Genomic DNA, 22,227 nt, shown 5'->3' with positions numbered 1-22,227 from the left:
ATTCATGTTCGAACGTATTCTCCGCTTCGCCATCGCGCAGCGATGGCTCGTGATGCTGGCGGTCCTCGGCATGGCCGGGCTCGGCATCTACAACTACAGCCGCCTGCCGATCGACGCCGTCCCGGACATCACCAATGTCCAGGTACAGATCAACACTTCGGCGCCCGGTTACTCGCCGCTTGAAACCGAGCAGCGCGTCACCTATCCGCTTGAGGTCACCATCGCCGGCCTGCCGGGCCTGGAGCAGACCCGTTCGCTGTCGCGCTACGGCCTGTCCCAGATCACGGTGATCTTCAAGGACGGCACGGATATCTACTTCGCGCGCCAACTCGTCAACCAGCGCATCCAGGAAGCCAAGGACAAGCTCCCGGAAGGCGTGGTGCCTGCCATGGGCCCCATTTCCACCGGCCTCGGCGAGATCTACCTGTGGACCGTCGAAGCCGAGCCGGATGCGCGCAAGCCGGATGGCACGCCATACACGCCCACCGACCTGCGGGAGATCCAGGACTGGGTCATCAAGCCACAGTTGCGCAACGTGCCCGGCGTTACCGAAATCAACTCGATCGGCGGCTTCGCCAAGGAATACCTGGTAGCGCCAAGCCCTGAAAAGCTGGCCTCGTACGGCTTCTCGCTGCAGGACGTGGTGCAGGCGCTCGAACGCAACAACACCAATGTCGGCGCCGGCTATATCGAGCGGCGCGGCGAGCAGTACCTGGTGCGCGCGCCCGGGCAGGTCAAGTCGACCGACGACATCGGGGACGTCATCGTGGGCACCGCTCAAGGCTTGCCGATCCGTGTCCGTGATCTTGCCGAAGTGGACCTTGGCCGGGAGCTGCGCACCGGCGCCGCCACCGACAACGGCCGCGAAGTGGTACTGGGTACGGTCTTCATGCTGATCGGCGAAAACAGCCGCGCGGTATCCCAGGCCGTAGATGCGCGCATGGCCGTGATCAACAAGTCCTTGCCGGCAGGCATCAAGGCGGTCACCGTCTACGATCGGACCAATCTCGTCGACAAGGCCATCGCCACCGTCAAGAAGAACCTGCTCGAAGGCGCAGTGCTGGTGATCGCCATCCTGTTCCTGTTCCTCGGCAACCTGCGCGCGGCGCTGATCACCGCCATGGTGATCCCGCTGTCGATGCTGTTCACGTTCACCGGGATGGTGTCATACAAGATCAGCGCGAACCTGATGAGCCTGGGCGCGCTCGACTTCGGCATCATCGTCGACGGCGCCGTGGTGATCGTCGAGAACTGCGTCCGCCGTCTGGCTCATGCGAAAGAGCGCCTGGGACGCCCGCTGACACGCGCCGAACGCTTCGAGGAAGTGTTCGCGGCCGCGAGCGAGGCACGCCGGCCACTGGTTTATGGCCAGCTCATCATCATGATCGTCTACATCCCGATCTTTGCGTTGAGCGGAGTGGAGGGCAAGATGTTCCACCCGATGGCGATGACCGTAGTGCTGGCACTGATTGGCGCGCTGATCCTCTCCGTGACTTTCGTGCCGGCAGCCGTGGCGCTGTTTATTGGCGGCGGCGTCGAGGAAAAGGAAAACCGCATCATGGGCTGGGCTCGCCGCGGATACGAGCCGGTGCTCAAGCGCGCCCTGGCCAATACGCCGGTGGTGCTCGCTGGCGCGGGCATGGCGGTGCTGCTTAGCGGGCTGGTGGCGCTGCGCCTCGGGAGCGAGTTCATCCCCAACCTGAACGAAGGCGATTTCTCGGTACAGGCGCTGCGCATTCCGGGTACGAGTCTGACGCAGTCGGTGGCGATGCAGCAGCAGATCGAAACGCGCCTCAAGGCAACCTTCCCCGAGATCGAGCGCATTTTCGCGCGCACGGGTACCGCGGAGATCGCATCGGATCCGATGCCGCCCAACATCTCGGATGCCTACATCATGCTGAAACCACGCGACAAGTGGCCAGATCCCTCCCGTTCCCGCGAGTCGCTGCGCGCCGCGATCGAAGGCGAACTGGAGAAGATTCCGGGCAATCGCTACGAGTTCTCGCAGCCGATCCAGTTACGCTTCAACGAGCTGATTTCAGGCGTGCGCAGTGACGTGGCGGTCAAGCTGTTCGGCGACGATAACGAGGTGCTTGATACCACGGCGCAGCGCATCGCCAAGGTCCTGCAGACCGTGTCCGGCGCCACAGAGGTCAAGGTCGAACAGACCACGGGTCTACCGGTGCTGACCGTCGACGTCGACCGCGCCCGCGCGGCACGCTACGGGCTGAACATGATCGACGTTCAGGACACCGTCGCCATCGCCGTGGGCGGCCGCGACGCCGGCGTGTTCTACCAGGGCGACCGCCGCTTCAACATTGGCGTGCGCCTGCCGGAAGGCATTCGCGCCGACGTGGAAGCGCTGCGACGTCTGCCTATCCCCCTGCCCAAGGGCACCAACGCGGCAACGAGCTACATTCCGCTCGGCGAGGTCGCCACGCTGACCATTGCGCCAGGTCCGAACCAGATCTCACGGGAAAACGGCAAGCGCCGCATCGTCATCAGCGCCAATGTGCGGGGACGGGATCTCGGCACGTTCGTCCCCGAAGCCGTGGCGGCCATCGACGCGCGCGTGAAGATCCCCACCGGCTACTGGATTGCCTGGGGTGGCACATTCGAGCAGTTGCAGTCGGCGACGGAACGGCTCCAGATCGTCGTGCCCGTGGCGCTGCTGATGGTATTCGTACTGCTGTTCGCCATGTTCGGCAATGTGCGCGACGGGTTGATCGTCTTCACCGGGATTCCGTTTGCATTGACCGGTGGCGTCCTGGCCTTGTGGATGCGCGGTATTCCGTTGTCGATCTCCGCGGCGGTGGGCTTCATCGCGCTCTCCGGTGTGGCGGTGCTCAACGGACTGGTCATGCTCTCGTTTATCCGCTCGCTGCGTGAGGAAGGCCGATCGCTCGACGATGCCGTGTTCAACGGCGCGCTGACGCGGCTGCGCCCGGTGCTGATGACGGCGCTCGTGGCATCGCTCGGATTCGTGCCGATGGCGATTGCCACGGGCACTGGCGCAGAGGTGCAGCGGCCACTGGCCACGGTCGTGATCGGCGGGATATTGTCATCCACCGCGCTGACGCTGCTGGTACTACCGGTGCTGTATCGCTGGGCCCACGGGCGATTGGCGAGCCGCTGACATGACTGCCCCCTCTTCCGCGAACGCGGGAGAGGGGGCAGGAGAAAACCGGAGAAATGGAAAGAGGCGGAAAGAGGCGGGTGACGACGGCTTGGCCGCTCACCCGCAATACGTCATCGCGTCAGTGTTCGCAGTTGACCATCCACGTCATGCCGAACCGGTCGACGAGCATCCCGAACCCCTCGGCCCAGAATGTCTTCTGGTAAGGCATGAACACCTGACCACCTTCGGCCAGCGCATTGAATATCCGCTGACCCTCTGCATTCGGCACGTCGCCCACCGACATCATGAAGCCGGAGAACGCGGGGGTCTGCCCCTCCCGGCCATCCGATGCCATGAACTGGCTGTCTCCCACCTGGATATTCGCGTGCATGACTTTCTCGGCCCAGGCGGGCGATGGCTTGGGCTGCCCTTCGGGTGCGTCCTTGTAGCGCATCATAAACGTCACTTTGGCGCCCATCACCTTGCCGTAGAACGTCATTGCCTCGTCAAATCGGCCGCCAAAATCGAGATACGGTTGCACCTGCATGTCGGTCTCCTTACGTGGAGCGGGCATATCCCGCGAGCCGACTATTATGCGCCTGCCCTACTGACAGCTTTGTCAGGAAAGTCGAGTTCGAACGTGGTTTGTCCGTCCACGCTGCGCACGGACACGCTGCCGCCATGCAGCCGCATGATGGTGTCGACAATGGCAAGGCCGAGGCCGGTGGATTTGGCCGAGTCGCGACGTGACGGATCGCCGCGATAGAAGCGTGCGAAAAGGTGCGGCAGCGCCTCCGGCGCGATCCCGGGGCCGCCGTTCACCACGCTGATGGCGGTATGGCCGGGCTGTCCACGTGACACGGCCAGTTGCACCGTGCTGCCCGCAGGCGCGTGACGCAGGGCGTTGTCCAGCAGATTGATGATGGCGCGCCGCAGCAACGGCTGGTCCGCAGTCACCGTGGCCGCGCCGGCGACGGACAGCGTCAGATCGCGGTCGGCGGCCACAGCTTCGAAATACTCCGCCACCTTGTCCAGTTCCGCCCGCGCATCGAGCGGACGCGCCCCGAGTGCAACCTGTGCGTTGTCGGCGCGCGCCAGGAACAGCATGTTTTCGATCATGCGCGACAAGCGCTCGTACTCCTCGAGATTCGACTCGAGCAACGATTCATACTCCGCCGCCGTGCGTCGCTGGGCCAGCGTGACCTGCGTCTGGCCCACGAGGTTACTGATCGGCGTGCGGAAGTCGTGCGCCAGATCGGCCGAGAACGTGGAAAGCCGCGTGAAGCTGTCCTGCAGGCGCGCGAGCATACCGTTGAATGCGCCCGCCAGATCGCGCAGTTCCTCCGGTGCGCTGCCCACGTCGAGGCGCGTCGCCAGCCGGCTCGTGGTCACGGCCGCCGCATCGCTCGCCATCCGCCGCAAGGGCCGCAAGCCACGCCGTGCCAGCAGGAAACCGAGGGCCGCCGCCACGATCGCACCGCACAGCACCGCCACGAGCAACCGGCTGTGATACTCGCGCATCAGCGCCACGCGATAGCCCGCATCGCTGAGCACGACGATCTCCACAGTCTGACCGGAGTCGCCAATCTGGCCCAACGCGACGATGCCGCGTGACGGCACGCCATTGCGTGGATACCAGGTCTGCAATTGGGTCGTATCGGGCGCCGTGGCGAGCGGCAGCACGCGCAGATCTGGAACCCGTTCATTACGCGGGTTGAGCGTGACCAGCGGATCGCCGCCCAACGTGCGGACCACGAGCACCAGCCCTTCGTGCCCCATGGCGATATCGGCAAATCGGTGTGTGTCCGCGCGAATTTCGGCCTCACTGCCAACTTCACGCAGCAGATGCCGCACCAGCAGCACCTCGCCTACCAGCTCGCCTTCATCGCGCGCCTGCAACTGGTTACCCAGCGAACTCGACAGATACGTTGCCACGCCAACCAGCACCGCCGCCGTGGTCAGCCCATAGGCCAGCGCCAGCCGCGTGGTAAGCGATGCCGGCATTGCGGCCTGCAGCTTCGACAGCAACCGCATCATGCCTCGTCGAATTCGTCGAGCACGTAGCCCATGCCACGGCGGGTATGGATCAGCTTGTTCGGGAACGGGTCATCCACCTTGGCACGCAGGCGTCGGATCGACACGTCCACGACGTTGGTGTTGCTGTCGAAGTTCATATCCCAGACCTGCGACGCAATCAGCGAGCGTGACAATACCTCGCCACGGCGCCGCGCCAGCAATTGCAGCAGCGCGAACTCCTTCGAGGTGAGGTCGATTTTCTGCCCCGCGCGGGTCACGCGGCGGCGGATGGTGTCGATCTGCAGGTCGGCCACCTCGATGAATTCGCTCTCGCGCAGCGGGCCACGCCGCAGGATCGTCCGGATACGCGCCACCAGTTCGGCAAACGCGAACGGCTTGACCATATAGTCGTCTGCGCCCAGTTCCAGCCCCTTGAGCCGATCGGACAATTCGTCACGCGCGGTCAGGCATAGCACGGGCGTGTCCTTGTCCCGGCGCAGTTCGCGCAATACCTGCCAGCCATCCATGCCGGGCAGCATCACGTCGAGCACGATCAGGTCATAGTGCTGCTCGCGTGCGTGGGCCAGCCCATCCACGCCGTCGCGGGCCAGATCGGCCACGAAGCCCGACTCGGTGAGTCCCTTGAGCAGATAATCACCGGCCTTCGGCTCGTCTTCGACAATCAGGATGCGCATGTTGGTTCACTTCCAAGCCGGCTTGGTACCGGCCCATTATTCGAGGTTCTGGATATAGACCGAGACACTAGCGGAGCTTTGCCACGAATTGGCGAACATTGCACGAATGTCATCTTGATATAGCCATTTTGCAACCGTTAGAGGCAGTACAATGCTGCAACTGCTCAACACAGGCAGTTCTAGCCCCTCGCAAGCCCCCAATTTCCTCGATGAAACGCCCGTTCTCCGGTCTCCTGTTGTGCCTTGCCTCACTCGCGCTGCCTGTCCAGGGCGCGGCTGCGGCTGATATGGCGGCCTGCGAATTGACGGAAGCAATCGGCCTGTCGATGCCCGAGCGGCACGCGGCGATCAAGATTGAAGCGGAAGCGGAGATTGGCCCGTTGAATGGCCTCAATGGAATGCAGGCCCAATGCGAGATAGGCCAGATGGGCCAGATGGGCCCCGCGCGAGGGCTGGAGGATGACCTGCCAGTCTGGCAGGATGCGCGACCCGCCGTTGATGCGCCGAATCACCCCGGCAAGCAACCGGGCGCCGCCGCCAGCAATGCGATGCTGTTGCAGGAATTACCACCCGCGGCGATGCAGTACCAGCGTCATGCGCAGCCGCTGGCTATTACCGCCTTCACATCCCTGCCGAACCTGACTGCCGAGCGTTGCTGACGCATCCGGCCAGCCAATGATGCCGATACACCAGGCGCCCATGCGCCCAGTGGGGTATCGCATTGCTACTCGACGCGATAGAAGTCGATCGACTGCCCGGCATTGACCGCGCGTTGCAGCCAATCAGGGTATTCCCCATTACCGTCCCAGGTTTGCCCCATGGCGTTGCGGTACATCACACGCGGCGGCACTTCCGGCGTCGGCGTTGCGGCTTTCGCAACGGCGTCGGCCTGATCGGCAACTTCGATATGCGCATCGGCAAAACAGCCTGCCTCGACCAGGTCTTCGAACGTCAGGCCATGACGCTCCATCTGTTCGTGGACCCACACCACCGCGGCTTGTTTGGCTGACTCAGACTCGGACATGACTCATCGTGCGCGCCTGTCGACATGGCTGGACAGGCTGGAGAAAGGAAATTCTTGGGGGACGGCCCGCGCAGCGTGCATTGCGAACCAGATTGAGATTCTACAGGTTGTTTGGCGTGGATTTGTCGCCAAGGCCGAATTCATTGTCCGGTCGGCACCCTGTCCGGCAATCGTATCGCATTGCCTCGGACAAATGACATCAATGTCATTCAAGGGTCATGTTCGCGTCGGGACCCGCCCTCTAGACTGCATTCCAAGGTCGCGCAACGACCGATCAGACTCTCCAGCAAGCCGTGAACAACCCGTAACCCATATCACGAAGAGGATTCCAAGATGCGAACCATCAAGCAAGCCCTGCTCTACACTGCCCTGACCGCCACCCTCGCCAGCGCCGCCGGCTTGGCCAACGCCGCGCCGCGCAGCGCAGATCCGTTCACCGACGGCGCGCGCGTCACCAATCGCGATGGCCTGGTCGAGCGCACTGGCACACGCGATCCGTACACCGATGGTGGCCGCGCCATCCACGATCCGCGCAGCCCGTACACAGACGGCGGCTTCAGCGCAACGGGCAAGCGCGACGTGTTCACCGACGGGGCCTGATACAGGATGTCGCTCGATGCGTGACGTGTCATGACACGCTCACGCATCGACATCGGCCAGCGCCAGCTCCGTGAATTGCGCCGCAGGCATCGGCCTGCCAAGCAGATAGCCCTGCAACGCATCACACCCCAGACCTGCCAGGAACGACCGCTGAGCGGTCGTTTCCACGCCCTCAGCCACTACCTGCAAATTCAGCGTTCGGCCCAGCGCAACAATGGCCGATACGATCGCGGCATCCTCGCTGTCCTCCGCGAGATCACGCACGAATCCCCGGTCGATCTTCAATTCGCTCGCTGGGATGCGCTTCAGATGCAGCAGACTTGAATATCCAGTACCGAAATCGTCGATCGCAATCCGCACGCCCATCTCGTCGAGTTGGGTCATGATCGCGAGCGTGGTCTCCACATCGCGCATGGCGGTGGTTTCCGTAATCTCGAGCGTCAATCGTCCAGGCTCGACCTTATGCCGCGCCAACGCCTCGGCTACCGAGTCGACCATGCCCGCATGGCAGAACTGCAGTGCGGAAAGGTTGACCGCCATCGACCAGTGCGCGTGCCCCATGTCGTGCCATAACGCCAATTGCCGGCACGCCTCGTTGAGTACCCACGTCCCGATCGGCACGATCGCCCCGGTCTTCTCTGCCAGCGTGATGAACTGGTCCGGCATCAGCAGGCCCTGCACGGGATGATTCCAGCGCAGCAGCGCCTCGGCGCCTACCAGCACATTGTCAGCAGCCGAAAACTTCGGTTGATAGTGCAACTGCAATTGGCCGTTTCTCAGGGCCGCGCGCAAGTCCTGGATCAGCATCTGCTGCGCCCGCGCCTGATGGTTCATCGACCGCTCGAAGAAGTAGCTCGCGTTCCGGCCTGATGCCTTCGCGTGGTACATCGCGGCGTCGGCATTGGTCATCAGCGCGTCCTGATCCTGTCCGTCGACGGGGTAGATCGCAATGCCGATGCTGCCTGAGACGTGCACCAAGTGGCCTGCCACATTTGCGGGCTCGCGCAGCGCGTCGATCAGCTTCCCGGCGACGACACCCGCATCCTCGGGTTCGTCGACGTGCACCAGCAGCACGAACTCATCGCCACCGACACGCGCGATCGTATCCTCCGACGAGACCGATGCCCGCAGCCGACTGGCGATCTCCACCAACAATCCGTCGCCGACCTGGTGGCCGTAGGTGTCGTTGACACCTTTGAATCCATCCAGATCGACGAAAAGCACGGCAAAACGGCCATGGTGCCGGGCCGCTGCCTGAATCGCCAGCGTGAAACGGTCTTCCAGCAGCACGCGGTTCGGCAGATGGGTGAGCTTGTCGTGTAGCGCCAGGAATTCCAGCTCTTCGTTCGCGACGCCCAGCGCGTCGGCCAGCACCGCCGTGCGCATTTCCAGGCGCATGTCGAGCACCGAGGTAATCAGCGCCACGGCCAGGACGCAGATCGTGATCACGAGAATGGGCAGCGCCAGCGTATTGCCCTGCAGCCCGCCGCCCGCTGCGCCACACACACTGCCGATAGGAAACCTCGCCGCGGCCATGCCGGTGTAGTGCATCGCCGCGACGGCGCCGCCCATCACCAGTGCCGCTCCAAAGCGCAGTTGATGCACGCGCGGCATGTGCCGCCGCAATCGGAAGGCAATCCAGAGCGCCGCCCCGGATGCCCCCACGGCGATCAGGATCGACAATAGAAACAACCACGGGTCGTACTGAATGCCCGGTTGCATGCGCAATGCCGCCATGCCCGTGTAATGCATGCTGGCTACGGCCCCGCCGAGCACCAGCGCGCCAAGCGCCAGCCGCCTGCGCGGCAGATGCTCCAGGCAGACGAGCCGCAGCGCGAATGCCGAGGCAACAACGGCGATCAGCAGCGAGACAGCCGTGATGGCGGGGTCGTAGCCCAGCGGAATCGGCAGGCTGAACGACAACATGCCCAGGAAGTGCATCGACTAGATGCCAAGCCCCATGGCCACTGCCCCGCCGGCCAGCCACAGCCGCGCATAGCGGCCGCTCGCGGTGGAGATGCGCCCTGCCATGTCCAGCGCGGTATAGGAAGCGAGAACGGCGACAATGACCGAAAACAGGACGAGTAACGCGTCGTAACTGGCGGGAAACATGGTGGGGGCGATGACTTCGAATGGGGCGATGACTTCGAGGTGGCGGCATTCTGACATCGACCGCCACTGCCCGCAAACGACCTATACTCTTGCCTCTCTTCGAAGTCACGGAGCAAAGTCATGCGGGTTGCATTCCTCGGGCTCGGCGTCATGGGCTACCCCATGGCCGGCCATCTGGCCGCCAAGGGCCATGACGTCACCGTTTACAACCGTACGGCAGCCAAGGCGGAGCGCTGGGTCCAGGCCTTTGGCAAGCACGGTGGCAAACAGGCAGCGACGCCGGCGCTGGCCGCAGTCGACTGTGACATCGTTTGTGCCTGTGTTGGCAATGACGATGACCTGCGCGCGGTCATGACGGGGCCAGATGGCGCGTTCCAGCACGCGGCGCCAGGCACTATCTTCGTCGACCACACCACCGCCAGCGCCAGCGTAGCGCGCGAACTGCACGAGGCCGCACGCGAGCGCGGCTGCCATTTCATCGATGCACCCGTTTCGGGCGGACAGGCTGGCGCCGAACAGGGCATCCTGACTATCATGTGCGGGGGCGACCCGGAAGCGTTCCAGCGCGCCGAGCCCGTCATCGCCGCCTATGCCCGCGCCGTCACCCGCATCGGAGAGAGCGGGGCCGGCCAGTTGGCCAAGATGGTCAACCAGATCAGCGTCGCCGGCCTGCTGCAGGCGCTTTCCGAAGCCATCGCGTTTGGCGAGCACGCCGGGCTGGACATGCGCGTGGTGCTCGACGTCATCAGCAAGGGCGCGGCGTCATCGTGGCAGATGGAAAACCGTGGCCCGACGATGCTCCAGAGCAAATTCGACTTCGGTTTCGCCGTGGACTGGATGCGCAAGGACCTGGGCCTGTGCCTGGACGAAGCCCGCCGCAATGGCGCCACGCTGCCGGTCACATCGCTAGTCGACCAGTTCTATGCAGACCTGCAACAAATGGGAAGCTCGCGAGACGACACCTCGTCGCTGATCAAGCGCTTGCGTCGCTCGTGACCCGTGCTCCGGCGCGCGGTGCCTGCCGTATCGAGATAGGAATAGACTGCCCGTCCGACCATCCGACCGTCCGACAAACACCTACATCGCTTTCAGCACGCGCCCGAATGGTGAGCGGCCGGCCCGCACCTATGCTTGATGCGTGATGGAGGTTTCCGCTTCCTGGTCGGCGGGCAGGGTCGGTCAGGACGGCGCGGCATCGTCCGTAGATGGGATGGACATGCCGCCACGCGCCGCACCATGGCGCCAGTTGCTGTTCTCCGCTTGCGGCAGCCATCAACGATAGCAATACATCGTCATCGCGGCATGGCACTGCGGGTTGATGCGACGGGCGGCATGATGCGGTACGTGGGAGTCACACCATCGCCAAGCCCTGGTGCGTCGCGCACCAGGGCTTCTTCATTTCTACGTCCGCCTGATTTTCGGCCTTGGTCTCAAGCTCAGTAGGACTTCGGCAATCCCAGCACCCGCTCGGCAATATGGCACATGATCAGCTGCGCGCTGACCGGTGCGATACGAGGGATATAGGATTCGCGCAGATAGCGTTCGACGTGGTATTCGCGGGCATAGCCCATGCCACCCAGCGTCAGCACAGCGGTCTGACAGGCCTGGTGCGCAGCCTCGGCGGCCAGGTACTTCGCCGCATTCGCCTCCGCGCCGCACGGCTTTCCATTGTCGTAGAGCCAGGCGGCCTTCCACACCATCATGTCGGCCGCTTCCAGCGCCATCCACGCCTGGGCCAGCGGATGCTGAATCCCCTGGTTCTGGCCGATCGGCCGCCCGAACACCGTGCGCTCGCGCGCGTAGCGCGTGGCCGCCTCCAGCGCGGCACGGCCAAGGCCTACCGATTCCGCGGCGATCAGAATGCGTTCGGGGTTCAGGCCATGCAGGATGTACTCAAAGCCACGGCCCTCCTCGCCGATACGATCCTCCGCGGGCACCATCAGGCCGTCGATGAACAGCATGTTCGAATCGACCGCGCCCCGCCCCATCTTGTCGATCTCGCGTACCTCGATGTGGTTCCGATCCAGCGTCGTGTAGAACAGGCTCAAACCCTGGGTCGGCTTGGCCACCGCATCTAGCGGCGTGGTACGCGCCAGCAGCAGCATGCGCGATGCCACCTGCGCCGTCGAAATCCAGATCTTGCGGCCGTCCACGCGATAGGCGCTGCCATCGGCTGTGCGCACGGCCTGCGTCTTCAGGTGCGTGGTATCCAGCCCGGCGTCAGGCTCGGTCACGGCAAAACATGCCTTGTCGCGCCCCGCGATCAGCGGCGGCAACGCGGCGGCCTGCTGGGCCTCGGTGCCGAACACCACCACCGGGTTCAGGCCGAACACGTTCATATGGATCGACGACGCCCCGGAGAAGCCTGCACCCGACGCCGAGACCGTCTGCATGATCAGCGCCGCTTCGGTGATCCCCAGCCCCGCGCCGCCGAACCGTTCGGGCATGGCGATGCCCAGCCAGCCCGCATCGGCCATCGCCTGATGGAAAGCCTCGGGAAACTTGTGCTCGCGGTCGAGTTCAGCCCAGTACTCGGGCCCAAAATCGCTGCAAAGCTGCGTCACGGCCTCGACGATCGCGTTCTGCTCAGGTGTCCTTTCGAAGTTCATCTATGTGTCCTCTTATTCCGGCTGGATGCCGGCGTCCTTCACCAGCTTGTTCCACTTCACCAGTTCGCTGCCCACAAAGCCCGCGAACTGCTGTGGCGTCTGCCCGAAGGCTTCAAAACCAAGCGCTTCAAACTTGGGCGCCACTTCCTTGCTCGCGGCGATCTTCGACAGCTCGCGGTTCAACCGGTCGACGATCGGCTGCGGCGTCTTTGCCGGCGCGAAGACGCCATTCCACGAGGTGATGTCGAACCCCTTCAACTCGGGTGCATCCCCGATCGGAGGCAGGTCCGGCAACAGCCGGCTGCGCTGCGCCGTGGTCACCGCCAGCGCCCGCATCCGGCCCGCCTTGACGTTGGCGATACCAGCGGCGACGTCGACGAACATCATCGGCACCTGACCCGCAATCACGTCGGTCATGGCCGGCGGGGTGCTCTTGTATGGCACGTGCAGCAGATCGATCTGAGCCATACGGGCCAGCGTGGCGCCTGACACGATGCCGGTGCTGTTGCCGCTGGCGTATGACATGCCCGGATGCGACTTCGCATAGGCAATCAGCTCCCCGACGGTCTTGACCGGCAACTTCGGATTGATGACCAGCATGAACGGCAGGTTCCCCATGCGCGCGACCGGCGTGAAATCCTTGATCGGGTCGTACGGCAGCTTCTTCATCAGCGAAGGGTTGGCCGAATGCGTCGTGTTCGTTGTCATGAACAGCGTATAGCCGTCGGGAGCGGCCTGCGCGACGATTTCCGCCGCGATCGAGCCGTTCGCCCCCGGACGATTGTCGACGATCACGTTTTGATTCAACGCATCGCCCAACTCCTTTGCCGTAATGCGCGCGACCGCATCGGTACCGCTTCCCGCCGCGAACGGCACAACCAGGCGGATCGGTCGGCTTGGATAGGCGTCATTGGCGCTCGCCGGCAGCGAAATCGCGGCAGCAGGCAACGCCAGGATGGCAGCGGCCAGCGTGCGCCGAATGCGGAAATTGGGCATGGTGTCTCCTCGGTTTTCTTGTCGGCGGCGGGCGCCGCCACGCTTCGATGCGTACTGTGTGCTCACTCGGGCCGGATCACGCGATCGGGCGACTCTTCATATGGCGGGGCATAGACGACGAGCAGCTTGACCGGTTCGTCGCTGATCACCGTGAAGACGTGCATCGCGTCGGCCGGAAAGAAGCAGCAGTCGCCAGGACCAAGCTCCTGCGCGTGGCCATTGACCTCGGCACGCGCGCGCCCTTCCAGGACGTAACAGACCTGCTCGATGCCGGGATGCGCATGGGGCAATGCGCCCTTCCCCCGTTCAATGGTGCCGTGGATGACTTCAAGCTGCGTGGCGCCGACGTTTTCGCGGCCGATGATGCGGCGATTCAGGGTGCCGACGTGATTGGCGGGGTGATATCCGGCGACGTCCTCGGTGCGGACGAAGTAGACGGGTGATGCGGTCATGGGTGGGCTGTCTCCAACTTTGAGCCCGGCCGAGCACAGTCCACGTCGGCCAGACTCTATTTTCATGTTTGTGAAACAGATTTTATTCCTATGAAAAATACCGTCAACTAGGGATTGCTCCGGATCCGACGTCTCAGCGCCCGCGTGACCGCGCAAACCGGGGGCAGCCACTATCCCTATTCGACAGGATCAAATTCCTCCCTTGGCCTGCCTGCGCGCCGTGCACTAGACTGCTCTCACAAAAAAAGCATGACCGTTCAGTTTTATTCGCTTGGTGCATCCGCGCCATGAGCCATCGTCATGACGCTTGCATCCGGGTCGACCTCGAAGTGCAACCGGAAGGAGACAATGCATGGAATCGAAGAACGTTCCGCACGTGGCCGAACTACTGCGCGACGCGCCGAAAAACTGGGGCAAATGGGGAGCTGACGACGAAGTCGGCTCGCTCAACTACCTGACCCAGGCCGAAGTGCTGCGCGGAGTGGCAGCCGTACGCTCGGGCAAGACCTTCACGCTGCAGATCCAGATGGGCAACCCGAAGGGGGATCCGGTCTGGCCCGGCCGCTCGCAGGCACGTCGTCTGAACGTGATGGACAAGGGCCACTACCTGTGCGGCAAGGCGCCGATCTTCCCGGGGCAAGGCGAGTACGCGGACGACATGATGATCATGTACCTGCAAGGCTCCACCCAGTACGATGCCCTCGGCCATGTCTGGTACGGCGACCAGCTCTGGAACGGCTATGACGCCAAGTCGACCATCGGCGGCATGGAAAAAGCCAGCGTGCTGCCCATCGCCGAACGCGGCATCGTCGGCCGTGGCGTGCTGATCGACATGGCGCGCCATCGCGGCAAGGCCGTGCTCGATCCCGGTGAGACCTTCACCCACCTCGACCTGCTGGCCGCAGCCGAAATGCAGGGCGTGCGTATCGAGAAGCATGACATCGTCATCATCCGCACCGGCTGGATCGGCTCCTTCTACGAGCGCGATCAGGCTGAGTTCTACAAGAATTTCATCGAGCCGGGTCTGACCTACAGCCCCGAACTGGTGGAGTGGTTCCACAAGATGGAAATCCCGAATCTGGTCACCGACACCATCGCCAACGAGGTCACAGTGGACCCGGTCTCGGGCGTGGCGCTGCCACTGCACAATGCGTTGATGCGCAACCTCGGCGTGACGCTGACGGAAATCGCGCAGCTTGACCCGCTGGCCACGGATTGCGCCGACGACGGTCAGTGGAGTTTCCTCTATACCGCCGCGCCGCTGAAGGTCGTGAACGGTAGCGGAGCACCGGTCAATCCGGTCGTCATCAAGTAGGCGGAGGCAGGGGTTCTTCCACCCATGCGTCCGCCTGCTTGATGACCGCGGACGCACCCTGCCACGCGCGGCGGCACGCATGGTGTGCCGCCGTTCCACTTTCCGGAGACACCATGACGCCCTATGACCGCAAGCCCTGGCTGTCGAGCTACGAGCCGGGCAAGCCCCACGCGATCACGCCCGAGTTCACCGACGCGCTGAGCCTGTTCCGTGCCGCGGTAGCGCGCGCGCCGTCGCTGCCAGCCATTCTCTACTTCGACGGCAGCCTGAGCTACGCCGAACTCGACACGCAATCCGACGCGCTCGCCTGCGCGTGGCAAGACCGCGGCATCACGCGCGGAGAACGCGTGGCCATTTACCTGCAGAACATCCCGCAGTTCGTCATCGCTCTGGTGGCGACGTGGAAGCTGGGCGCCATTGCCGTGCCCGTCAACCCGATGAACCGCGCGCGCGAACTGCGCGTGATCCTGGCGGATTCGGGCGCTCGCCTGCTGGTTTGCTCCGAGACTCTGTACGTCGATATCGTCCGCCCCCTGCTTGCCGAAGAAGCCAATGCGGAAAACGGCGTGCTGCCTCTGGTGATGACGACATCCGAACTGGAGTACCAACGGCGCCACGACCCACGGCTGTTCGCCAATACGAGCCGACAGGAGACACCGGGCGCGGAATCCCTGTCGGCAGTGATCGCAGCCAACGCCGGCCGCCATCCTCCGCCAGCGGCGCTGGGGCCGAACGACATCGCCATGCTGGTGTACACCTCCGGCACCACCGGCGTGCCCAAGGGCGCGATGAACACCCACGGCAACGTAGCCTTCAACGCCCAGGTCTACCGCGACTGGATCACGCTGGGCGAAGGCGAGCCCATCCTCGGCGTCGCGCCCCTGTTTCATATCACCGGGCTGATCGGCCATATCGGCGCCGCCTTCATGTGCGCCGCCCCGCTGGTGCTGGCCTGTCGCTTCGAACCGGGCGTGATGCTCGACACGCTGCGCGAACATCGCCCCGCCTTCACCATCGGCGCCATCACCGTGTTCATCGCGCTGATGAACCACCCGAACGCCACGCGCGATTGCTTCGCGTCGCTGACCAAGATCTACTCCGGCGGCGCGCCGATTCCGCCCAGCGTGGTGGAGGCCTTTCGCGAGCGCTTCGGTCACTACATCCACAACGGCTACGGCCTGACCGAGACCAACTCGCCAACGCACGTGGTGCCGCGCGGGGTCGAGGCGCCTGTGGACCCGGCCTCCGGCACCCTTGCCGTGGGCGTGCCGGCCTACAACGTCGAGTCCTATATTGGCGACGACGAAGGCAAGCCGATGGCGGTTGGCGAAGTCGGCGAGATCATTTCGCGTGGGCCGATGATCGTGCCGGGATACTGGAACAAGCCGCAGGAGAGCGCCAAGGCCATCGTCGATGGTTACTTCCGCACGGGGGATGTCGGGTTCATGGACGAACGCGGCTGGTTCTACCTCGTGGACCGCAAGAAGGACATGATCAACGCCAGCGGCTACAAGGTCTGGCCACGCGAGGTGGAGGACGTGCTGTACACCCATCCCGCCGTGCGGGAGGCCGCCGTGGTTGGCGTACCTGATGCCTACCGTGGCGAGACGGTGAAAGCCGTGGTCAGCCTCAAGCCCGGGACGAACGTCACGCCGGAAGAACTGGCGGAGTACTGCAAGGCCCGGATGGCGGCGTACAAGTATCCCCGCGTGGTGATGATCATGGACGAGCTTCCCAAGACCGTTACCGGGAAGATCTTGCGACGGGAGTTGCGGGGGTAATCATCGGGTTTTGGCTTTGGTCTTGGACGGTGCTACTCGATCGCCATCGGGTAGCACGCCGTCTGAATCCATGCATCGGCCACCGACCCCCTGGATAATCCCTCATCCTTGCGTGGATCGAGAGCGCCAGGGGCGCTCCTCGCCGTAGACTTGGGGCGTTCCGACTGCCGAGCGTCCGCATGAACCGCCTGATCTCAAGCCTTTGTCTGCTAGCAATCCTCACGCTGCCTGGATGCGGGAGCGTCGAGCCAGCCAAAGAGCCCGAAGCACCCGTCGACGCGGGTAAGCTGGCTGCCGGCGGCCCCACCGTCACTATCGAAGAGGCATACAGCCTTCTCGGAGGTATGCCGTCCGCGGCCTGCACCGGCACGACGTGCGTCCTGACAGCGCCGGGACGGGATACCTATCGGTGCGCGGACGGCGTCTGCACGAAAGGAAACGCACCGACCCGCTGAAGTCCGGCGCGGAGCAGCGGTACGACTGAAGAGAACCGCAGGCAAGGTTTGCCAGGCGAATCGGTGCTCGCTGACCCTTAGAACCCGCCGCCACGCTTCTGCTCGTGCTCTCGTTGGCAGGCCGTGCACCGTTTGGCCGTCGGGTATGCCTGCAGTCGCTCGAATGGAATCGGCTCCTCGCACTCGCGGCAGATCGCATAGGAGCCGAGCGTCATCCTGCCGCGCGCGGCCGCGATGTCTTCCAGTTCCACGCGGTAATGCTCGCGCATCGCATCGGCCTGCCGCTGACCGATCTCCCGATCCGCGACGTCCGTTTTGTCGCCCGGATCCTGCCGCTCCAGCGGCGCTCGCGGCGTGGCGCCGGTACCCAGTGCGGCACGCGCGCGGGCTTCTTCTACGTCGAGCATTGCGGCCAAGGTGGCAAATTGTGCGGAAGTCAGTGCATTCATGGAGGGGCTCCTTGTAGGGTGTGAGAAGCAAAATGCCCAAGGGGCATCTTTTCAAGATATGCCTCGACATGCGTATCCATCTGCTCCCAGATCAAGAATGACGGCGGTATCCGGTGACACTGGTGACATATTGCCAGCGCCGCGACTGCCTGGCAGGCATCGCGGAGGCATGAAGGGGCGCTATCCGCCCGTTACGCACGCATGCAGCCTGCTCCGTCAGAAAAACCTGACAATCCACGCGATACGACTGACGACACTCTCAGTGCACCCTGCTTTCGCGAGCGATCGGCGGACGCGATACTCGCCCGATGATTTCGCGTACCAACACCGACCGACTGACTGTGTATCTGGTCGAAAGAACGCCGTCTGTCAGGCGCAGGCAGTTGCGCCTGCTGGCGTCCCTGGACGGTCTACGTGTGGCCGGCGCCGGACACGATGCGCAAGCCCATCAAACGGAACTGGTAGACCTCCAGCCGGACGTCGTGCTGATCGGCCTGAACGCCACGGAGAACACACCTCTGCCGCGAATCCGCGCGCTCGCGATCGCCTTGCCGGCCAGCACGCTGATCGTGCTGGCCAACGAGGGCACACCGCAGATGCGCCGCGCGTGCCTGATGGCTGGCGTGGCCCACTGCTTCGACAAGACGCTCGAGATTGTGGAACTACGCAACCTGCTGCTCGCCATGGCGAGCACGGCACGGCAACACCGGCAACGATAACCCCCTGAATTCCTACTGACCGCAAGGACGCCCATCATGCACCAGCACATTCTTGTCGCCGTCGACGATAGCCCCTGCGCGCGTCGCGCCCTGAACGAAGCCGTCGGCCTTGCCAGCGCGTTTCACGCAAAGCTCGAGATCCTGCACGTCATCGACTACAGCTTCCTGCAGTACGACTTCGGCTATGGCGATTTCACCGAGCTACGCCCACAGTTGACGGCAGCCGGCGAATCGCTTCTCAAGGAAGCTGGCGAGATCGCCGGGGCCGCCGGGCTCGAGCATCACGAAACCCTGATCGACGATCTGGCGACGATGGGCAACATCGCGGACCGCGTCAACGGTTACGCGCGAACGTGCGGCGCCGATATCGTCGTCATCGGCACGCATGGCCGGCACGGCTTGAAGCGCATGCTGCTTGGCAGCGTCGCCGAAAGCCTGGCACGCGATTGCCCGGCCCCCGTTGTCCTGGTGCGTGACGACTCCCCCGCCAGGACCGCTGAACGTCCGGTCGCCCAGAAGTAAGGCTGTGGGAACCCGCGGGACGGGACTCACCACCCCTCCCGCGCTTCCAGCAAGGCCATTTCGATGACCTCCCGGATCTGGCGGGCCAGACCATCCATCCGCTCCGCCGGCACGCCCCCGTATCCGAGCACCAGGCCGTTGTAGTCCGGTGCCGAGCCCGGCAGACAGAACCTCGACAGCGGGCGCAGCACCAGCCCTTGCGCGCGGCCGATGCGGCTGACTTCGGTATCGGCCACCGGCACGTCCAGTCGGGCGGAAAGGTGCATGCCGCCCGCGCCTCCCGAAACCGTCACCAGCCCGTGCAGATGGCGCGTCATCGCATCGTGCAGCGCGGCACGCCGGGCGGCGTAGAGTTGCCGCATCCGCCTGAGGTGGCGCGTGAAATGCCCTGCCTCGATAAACGATGCCAGCGCGAGTTGCTCGGCCACTCGTCCGCGCAGCATGAGCGCGCCGGCCGTACGGTGGATCACCGGCGCCAATGCCGGCGGAACCACCATGAAACCGATCCGCAGCGCCGGGAACACCGTCAACCGGACCTTGCCCGCGGCCACGACATCGCTCGGCCTGCTCGGGGTGCCGGTGTTCGGCGTGGCGTGTTCGGCCATCGCGCTCGGCGAACCCATCTCGCTGCAGCTCATCGTGGCGATGGGGTTGATTCTGGGTGGGATCGGGGTAGGGACGATGGGCGGGGGAAGACAAAGGGGGTGATGTCCCCCCCTTTGTCCCCGGCGCCGTCAGTCGACCTTCACGTTCAGTTCACCCACGACACCCGCCCATTTGGCCAGTTCCGCCTGGATAAACCGCCCGAGATCGGCCGGGGAACTGGCGACGGGCGTCGCGCCCTCGCCATTGAAGCGCTGCACCAGCTTTGGCGAGGCCATTGCCTTGCCAATTGCCTTGTTCAGCGAATCGATGATCGGCTGCGGCGTATTGCGCGGGGCCAGCAGCGCGTTCCAGGTATTGATCTCGAAGTTGCCATACCCCGGTACTTCACGCATGGCGGGAACATCCGGCAGTTGCGCGGACCGGTCCCGGGTGGTCACTGCAATGGCCCGCAGTCGGCCGGCCTTGACCTGAGGCAACGCGCCAGGCAACGTCGCGAAGCTCATCTGCGTCTCGCCGGCAATCACCGACGTATTGGCAAGCGCGCCGCCGCGATACGGCACATGCACAAGCTTGGCACCTGCACCCTGGGCGAACATGGCGCCTGCGAGGTGCACCGGCGATCCGTTCCCGCTCGACGCATAGTTCAGCTCACCCGGTTTCTTCCGGGCCAGCGCCACCAGATCGGGCACCGATTTCACCGGCAGGTTCGGGGTCGTGATCAGCACCAGCGGGATCGATGCCACCATGCTGATGGGCGCAAATCCGTTGACCGGATCGTAGCCAAGCGATTTCTTGTACAGGGCCGGGTTGATGCCGTGGCTCGACACCGTCGCCATGAACAGCGTGTAGCCATCGGGCGCGGATTGCTGCACGTACGCGGCGGCGGCATTGCCGGCCGCGCCGGGCCTGTTCTCGATGATCACCGATTGCTTCAGCTCGGCAGCCAGTTGCTCGGCCAGGGCCCGTGCCAGGATGTCCGTGGTGCCGCCAGCCGCGTAGCCCACGACGATCTTGACGGGCTGCTGCGGATACTGCGCAGCAGCATTCTGCGCCGTGCCCAACCCGCCCACGATCATCGCCGCTGCGAGAGCAAGAATCGGCCTCTTGTTCATACATGTCTCCTGTAGTTTTATATGTTCGCCACGTCCGGCGCGGCGATACTGCCGGGAGCCGTGGTCTCCCGGGACGCGCGCTACTTCCCGGTGAAAACCGGGCTGCGTTTTTCAGCGAAGGCGCGCTTGCCTTCGCGATAGTCGTCGCTGGCGAAACACTGCATGACCAGTTGCTGCATGGCCGCGATGTCGACTTCCGGACCAAGCTGCTGCAACTGGCGGATCATGCGTTTGCCGGCGCGCAGCGTCAGCGGCGCATTCGCGGCGATCTGGTCGAGGCGGACCTGGAGCGCGGCATCGAGGTCCGCCGCATCCGGTGTATCGGTCACGTGATGGATCAGTCCGAGGGCCTTGGCTTCGGCAGCCGCGTAGCGGTTCGCGGTCAGGAAGATCTCGAGCGCATTGGCCGCCCCGACCGTGGTCACCAGGTTGCGGATAGCGGTCAGCCGGTACCCGAGCCCGAGCTTGCCAGCCGGAATCGCGAAGGTGCTGTCGGCCGATGCGATCCGGATATCGCAGCACAGCGCGATGTTCATCCCACCGCCGATGCAATAGCCCTTGATGCGTGCCAGCGTGGGCTTGGCATAGTCGTAGAGCGCGAGTTGCGCGGCCTCTGCAACCTGCTCGTAGGCCGCCACGGCTTCGTCGCCCGAGCGCAGCTTGTCGAACTGGGAAATGTTGGCGCCGCTCACGAAAGCGCGTTCGCCAGCGCCGGTGAGCACGACCGCGCGGATGTCGTCGTCCCGCTCGAATGCTGCCAGCGCTTTGGGCACCGCCGCCCACATGTCGAAGGAGACGGCGTTGTGCCGCCCGGGATCGTTGAAGGTGATCCAGCCTGTGTTGCCCCGCTTCTCCACGAGCAGGGCATCGGTAATTTCGCCTTCCAGAATGCGTGTGCTGTTCATGTTGCCTTTCTTGGCCGTCTGGCCCGGTGTCGTTCGATTCCGTTGGTCAAATGCCGGCGCATGGCCGTGCGTGCCGCTTCCGCATCGCCAGCTGCGATGGCATCGAAGATGGCGTGGTGTTCGTTTTCGACTTCCGCGATACGCGCCGTCCCCGTCGATCCGGTTCGCAGCGTACGCACGGCGTCGTGCAATACATGGCTCAGATGCGCCATCAACCGGATGAAGTACGGGTTGTTGGTGGCGTTACCCACGGCAAGGTGGAAATCGAGCGCGCTATCCGTGCCCTTCTCCAGGTCCCCGCCCGATTCGTCGACCTTCGCCAGCGCGACGCGCAATGCCTCGAGTTGCGTATCAGTGCGATACATCGCCGCCAGCGCCGCCGCGCCCGATTCGATCTCGACCCGCAACTGGAAGACATGCTCGAGCGCATCCTTCTCCATCAGTTCATCGGTGACGATCTCGAAATTGCGCTGCCCGATACCGTGAGCCACGAACGAGCCGGTGCCGCGCCGCGTTTCCACGTAGCCCGACAGTTTCAGCCGGGCAATGGCCTCCCGCACGACGTTGCGGCTCACGTCGAACGCCGTGGCCAGTTCGTGCTCCGTGGGCAACCGCTGGCCATGCGCCAGCGAGCCGTTGAGAATGCGCTGGCGAATCTGGTGCGCGATCTCGTCGGGCAGGTTGTCTGGCCGGCGCAGGCTCGTGAATCCGCGGGCTTCGGTATCGAATGGGGCCTTCATC

At 64.1% G+C, this 22,227-nt stretch carries 19 protein-coding genes and 2 pseudogenes; 8 read left to right on the top strand and 13 right to left on the bottom strand.

What is annotated here, in order from left to right; translation table 11 throughout:
- Positions 1-4: 4 nt before the first annotated feature.
- Positions 5-3,136: a CusA/CzcA family heavy metal efflux RND transporter gene (locus WD006_RS26170; RefSeq protein WP_011518935.1), complete on the top strand. Its 3,132-nt coding sequence runs from the start codon at positions 5-7 to the stop codon at positions 3,134-3,136.
- Positions 3,137-3,257: 121 nt separating this feature from the next.
- On the opposite strand, the gene WD006_RS26165 is transcribed toward WD006_RS26170, so the two are convergent.
- From WD006_RS26165 to WD006_RS26155, 3 genes are read right to left on the bottom strand one after another with little or no spacing between them, the layout of a single operon-like run.
- Positions 3,258-3,665, bottom strand: a complete 408-nt coding sequence (locus WD006_RS26165) for a VOC family protein (protein WP_029309600.1) — start codon at positions 3,663-3,665, stop codon at positions 3,258-3,260.
- Positions 3,666-3,709: 44 nt separating this feature from the next.
- Complete coding sequence (locus tag WD006_RS26160) at positions 3,710-5,152, bottom strand: heavy metal sensor histidine kinase (protein WP_060784143.1); 1,443 nt, start codon at positions 5,150-5,152, stop codon at positions 3,710-3,712.
- Positions 5,152-5,829, bottom strand: coding sequence for a heavy metal response regulator transcription factor (locus WD006_RS26155; protein WP_008646759.1), 678 nt, complete (start codon positions 5,827-5,829; stop codon positions 5,152-5,154). Before WD006_RS26155 ends, WD006_RS26160 begins: the two co-directional genes overlap by 1 nt.
- A 209-nt stretch (positions 5,830-6,038) precedes the next feature.
- Between WD006_RS26155 and WD006_RS26150 the strand changes: the two genes are divergently transcribed.
- Entirely contained in the window at positions 6,039-6,488 is a 450-nt protein-coding gene (locus WD006_RS26150; RefSeq protein ID WP_029309598.1) for a hypothetical protein, read from the top strand.
- A gap of 65 nt (positions 6,489-6,553) precedes the next feature.
- Here WD006_RS26150 and WD006_RS26145 read toward each other — a convergent pair whose 3' ends face one another.
- The gene (locus WD006_RS26145) at positions 6,554-6,853 is read right to left on the bottom strand and encodes an H-NS family nucleoid-associated regulatory protein (protein ID WP_011518930.1); all 300 of its coding nucleotides are present in this window, start codon (positions 6,851-6,853) and stop codon (positions 6,554-6,556) included.
- Positions 6,854-7,186: 333 nt separating this feature from the next.
- Here WD006_RS26145 and WD006_RS26140 point away from each other — a divergent pair, with 333 nt between their 5' ends.
- Positions 7,187-7,453 carry a hypothetical protein gene (locus WD006_RS26140; protein ID WP_011518929.1) on the top strand — a complete coding sequence of 89 codons (267 nt, stop codon included), beginning with the start codon at positions 7,187-7,189 and terminating at the stop codon, positions 7,451-7,453.
- 39 nt (positions 7,454-7,492) lie between these two features.
- Here WD006_RS26140 and WD006_RS26135 read toward each other — a convergent pair.
- A pseudogene (locus WD006_RS26135) lies at positions 7,493-9,565 on the bottom strand (putative bifunctional diguanylate cyclase/phosphodiesterase).
- Between the two features lie 120 nt (positions 9,566-9,685).
- On the opposite strand from WD006_RS26135, the gene WD006_RS26130 reads away from it, so the two are divergent.
- The gene (locus WD006_RS26130; protein ID WP_011518927.1) at positions 9,686-10,561 is read left to right on the top strand and encodes an NAD(P)-dependent oxidoreductase; all 876 of its coding nucleotides are present in this window, start codon (positions 9,686-9,688) and stop codon (positions 10,559-10,561) included.
- Positions 10,562-11,001: 440 nt separating this feature from the next.
- Here WD006_RS26130 and WD006_RS26125 read toward each other — a convergent pair whose 3' ends face one another.
- The 3 genes from WD006_RS26125 to WD006_RS26115 form a co-directional block, all read right to left on the bottom strand.
- Positions 11,002-12,174, bottom strand: coding sequence for an acyl-CoA dehydrogenase family protein (locus tag WD006_RS26125; protein WP_029309597.1), 1,173 nt, complete (start codon positions 12,172-12,174; stop codon positions 11,002-11,004).
- A gap of 12 nt (positions 12,175-12,186) precedes the next feature.
- Entirely contained in the window at positions 12,187-13,170 is a 984-nt protein-coding gene (locus WD006_RS26120; RefSeq protein WP_011518925.1) for a Bug family tripartite tricarboxylate transporter substrate binding protein, read from the bottom strand.
- Positions 13,171-13,232: 62 nt separating this feature from the next.
- Complete coding sequence (locus WD006_RS26115; RefSeq protein ID WP_008646773.1) at positions 13,233-13,622, bottom strand: cupin domain-containing protein; 390 nt, start codon at positions 13,620-13,622, stop codon at positions 13,233-13,235.
- Positions 13,623-13,974: 352 nt separating this feature from the next.
- Between WD006_RS26115 and WD006_RS26110 the strand changes: the two genes are divergently transcribed.
- Complete coding sequence (locus WD006_RS26110) at positions 13,975-14,937, top strand: cyclase family protein (RefSeq protein WP_029309596.1); 963 nt, start codon at positions 13,975-13,977, stop codon at positions 14,935-14,937.
- 113 nt (positions 14,938-15,050) lie between these two features.
- A complete protein-coding gene (locus WD006_RS26105) occupies positions 15,051-16,718 on the top strand; it encodes a class I adenylate-forming enzyme family protein (protein ID WP_011518923.1) in 1,668 nt (555 codons plus the stop codon).
- Positions 16,719-17,250: 532 nt separating this feature from the next.
- Here the strand turns inward: WD006_RS26105 and WD006_RS26100 are convergent.
- Positions 17,251-17,622, bottom strand: coding sequence for a TraR/DksA family transcriptional regulator (locus WD006_RS26100; protein ID WP_011518922.1), 372 nt, complete (start codon positions 17,620-17,622; stop codon positions 17,251-17,253).
- Positions 17,623-17,930: 308 nt separating this feature from the next.
- Here WD006_RS26100 and WD006_RS26095 point away from each other — a divergent pair, with 308 nt between their 5' ends.
- Together WD006_RS26095 and WD006_RS26090 are read left to right on the top strand one after the other, a co-directional pair.
- The gene (locus WD006_RS26095; RefSeq protein WP_011518921.1) at positions 17,931-18,341 is read left to right on the top strand and encodes a chemotaxis protein CheY; all 411 of its coding nucleotides are present in this window, start codon (positions 17,931-17,933) and stop codon (positions 18,339-18,341) included.
- A gap of 36 nt (positions 18,342-18,377) precedes the next feature.
- Entirely contained in the window at positions 18,378-18,863 is a 486-nt protein-coding gene (locus WD006_RS26090; RefSeq protein WP_029309595.1) for a universal stress protein, read from the top strand.
- Between the two features lie 26 nt (positions 18,864-18,889).
- Here WD006_RS26090 and WD006_RS26085 read toward each other — a convergent pair.
- The 4 genes and pseudogenes from WD006_RS26085 to WD006_RS26070 form a co-directional block, all read right to left on the bottom strand.
- A pseudogene (locus WD006_RS26085) lies at positions 18,890-19,387 on the bottom strand (PLP-dependent aminotransferase family protein); the annotation flags it as partial.
- Between the two features lie 210 nt (positions 19,388-19,597).
- A complete protein-coding gene (locus tag WD006_RS26080; protein WP_029309593.1) occupies positions 19,598-20,581 on the bottom strand; it encodes a Bug family tripartite tricarboxylate transporter substrate binding protein in 984 nt (327 codons plus the stop codon).
- 80 nt (positions 20,582-20,661) lie between these two features.
- Complete coding sequence (locus tag WD006_RS26075; RefSeq protein WP_029309592.1) at positions 20,662-21,486, bottom strand: enoyl-CoA hydratase; 825 nt, start codon at positions 21,484-21,486, stop codon at positions 20,662-20,664.
- On the bottom strand, positions 21,483-22,226 hold the full coding sequence (locus tag WD006_RS26070) for a FadR/GntR family transcriptional regulator (RefSeq protein ID WP_029309591.1): 744 nt from the start codon (positions 22,224-22,226) through the stop codon (positions 21,483-21,485). Before WD006_RS26070 ends, WD006_RS26075 begins: the two co-directional genes overlap by 4 nt.
- Between the last annotated feature and the right edge of the window lies 1 nt (position 22,227).

The organism is Cupriavidus sp. Met-2 (assembly GCF_049843575.1).
Taxonomy (GTDB): domain Bacteria; phylum Pseudomonadota; class Gammaproteobacteria; order Burkholderiales; family Burkholderiaceae; genus Cupriavidus; species Cupriavidus metallidurans.
The sequence above is the reverse complement of the archived record's forward strand: the minus strand, read 5'-3'. Positions and strand labels throughout refer to the sequence as shown.

Excerpts from the sequence above, each read along its gene's own strand:
- WD006_RS26170 (WP_011518935.1), top strand. The coding sequence starts at position 5 with ATGTTCGAACGTATTCTCCGCTTCGCCATCGCGCAGCGATGGCTCGTG.
- WD006_RS26165 (WP_029309600.1), bottom strand. The coding sequence starts at position 3,665 with ATGCAGGTGCAACCGTATCTCGATTTTGGCGGCCGATTTGACGAGGCA.
- WD006_RS26160 (WP_060784143.1), bottom strand. The coding sequence starts at position 5,152 with ATGCGGTTGCTGTCGAAGCTGCAGGCCGCAATGCCGGCATCGCTTACC.
- WD006_RS26155 (WP_008646759.1), bottom strand. The coding sequence starts at position 5,829 with ATGCGCATCCTGATTGTCGAAGACGAGCCGAAGGCCGGTGATTATCTG.
- WD006_RS26150 (WP_029309598.1), top strand. The coding sequence starts at position 6,039 with ATGAAACGCCCGTTCTCCGGTCTCCTGTTGTGCCTTGCCTCACTCGCG.
- WD006_RS26145 (WP_011518930.1), bottom strand. The coding sequence starts at position 6,853 with ATGTCCGAGTCTGAGTCAGCCAAACAAGCCGCGGTGGTGTGGGTCCAC.
- WD006_RS26140 (WP_011518929.1), top strand. The coding sequence starts at position 7,187 with ATGCGAACCATCAAGCAAGCCCTGCTCTACACTGCCCTGACCGCCACC.
- WD006_RS26130 (WP_011518927.1), top strand. The coding sequence starts at position 9,686 with ATGCGGGTTGCATTCCTCGGGCTCGGCGTCATGGGCTACCCCATGGCC.
- WD006_RS26125 (WP_029309597.1), bottom strand. The coding sequence starts at position 12,174 with ATGAACTTCGAAAGGACACCTGAGCAGAACGCGATCGTCGAGGCCGTG.
- WD006_RS26120 (WP_011518925.1), bottom strand. The coding sequence starts at position 13,170 with ATGCCCAATTTCCGCATTCGGCGCACGCTGGCCGCTGCCATCCTGGCG.
- WD006_RS26115 (WP_008646773.1), bottom strand. The coding sequence starts at position 13,622 with ATGACCGCATCACCCGTCTACTTCGTCCGCACCGAGGACGTCGCCGGA.
- WD006_RS26110 (WP_029309596.1), top strand. The coding sequence starts at position 13,975 with ATGGAATCGAAGAACGTTCCGCACGTGGCCGAACTACTGCGCGACGCG.
- WD006_RS26105 (WP_011518923.1), top strand. The coding sequence starts at position 15,051 with ATGACGCCCTATGACCGCAAGCCCTGGCTGTCGAGCTACGAGCCGGGC.
- WD006_RS26100 (WP_011518922.1), bottom strand. The coding sequence starts at position 17,622 with ATGAATGCACTGACTTCCGCACAATTTGCCACCTTGGCCGCAATGCTC.
- WD006_RS26095 (WP_011518921.1), top strand. The coding sequence starts at position 17,931 with ATGATTTCGCGTACCAACACCGACCGACTGACTGTGTATCTGGTCGAA.
- WD006_RS26090 (WP_029309595.1), top strand. The coding sequence starts at position 18,378 with ATGCACCAGCACATTCTTGTCGCCGTCGACGATAGCCCCTGCGCGCGT.
- WD006_RS26080 (WP_029309593.1), bottom strand. The coding sequence starts at position 20,581 with ATGAACAAGAGGCCGATTCTTGCTCTCGCAGCGGCGATGATCGTGGGC.
- WD006_RS26075 (WP_029309592.1), bottom strand. The coding sequence starts at position 21,486 with ATGAACAGCACACGCATTCTGGAAGGCGAAATTACCGATGCCCTGCTC.
- WD006_RS26070 (WP_029309591.1), bottom strand. The coding sequence starts at position 22,226 with ATGAAGGCCCCATTCGATACCGAAGCCCGCGGATTCACGAGCCTGCGC.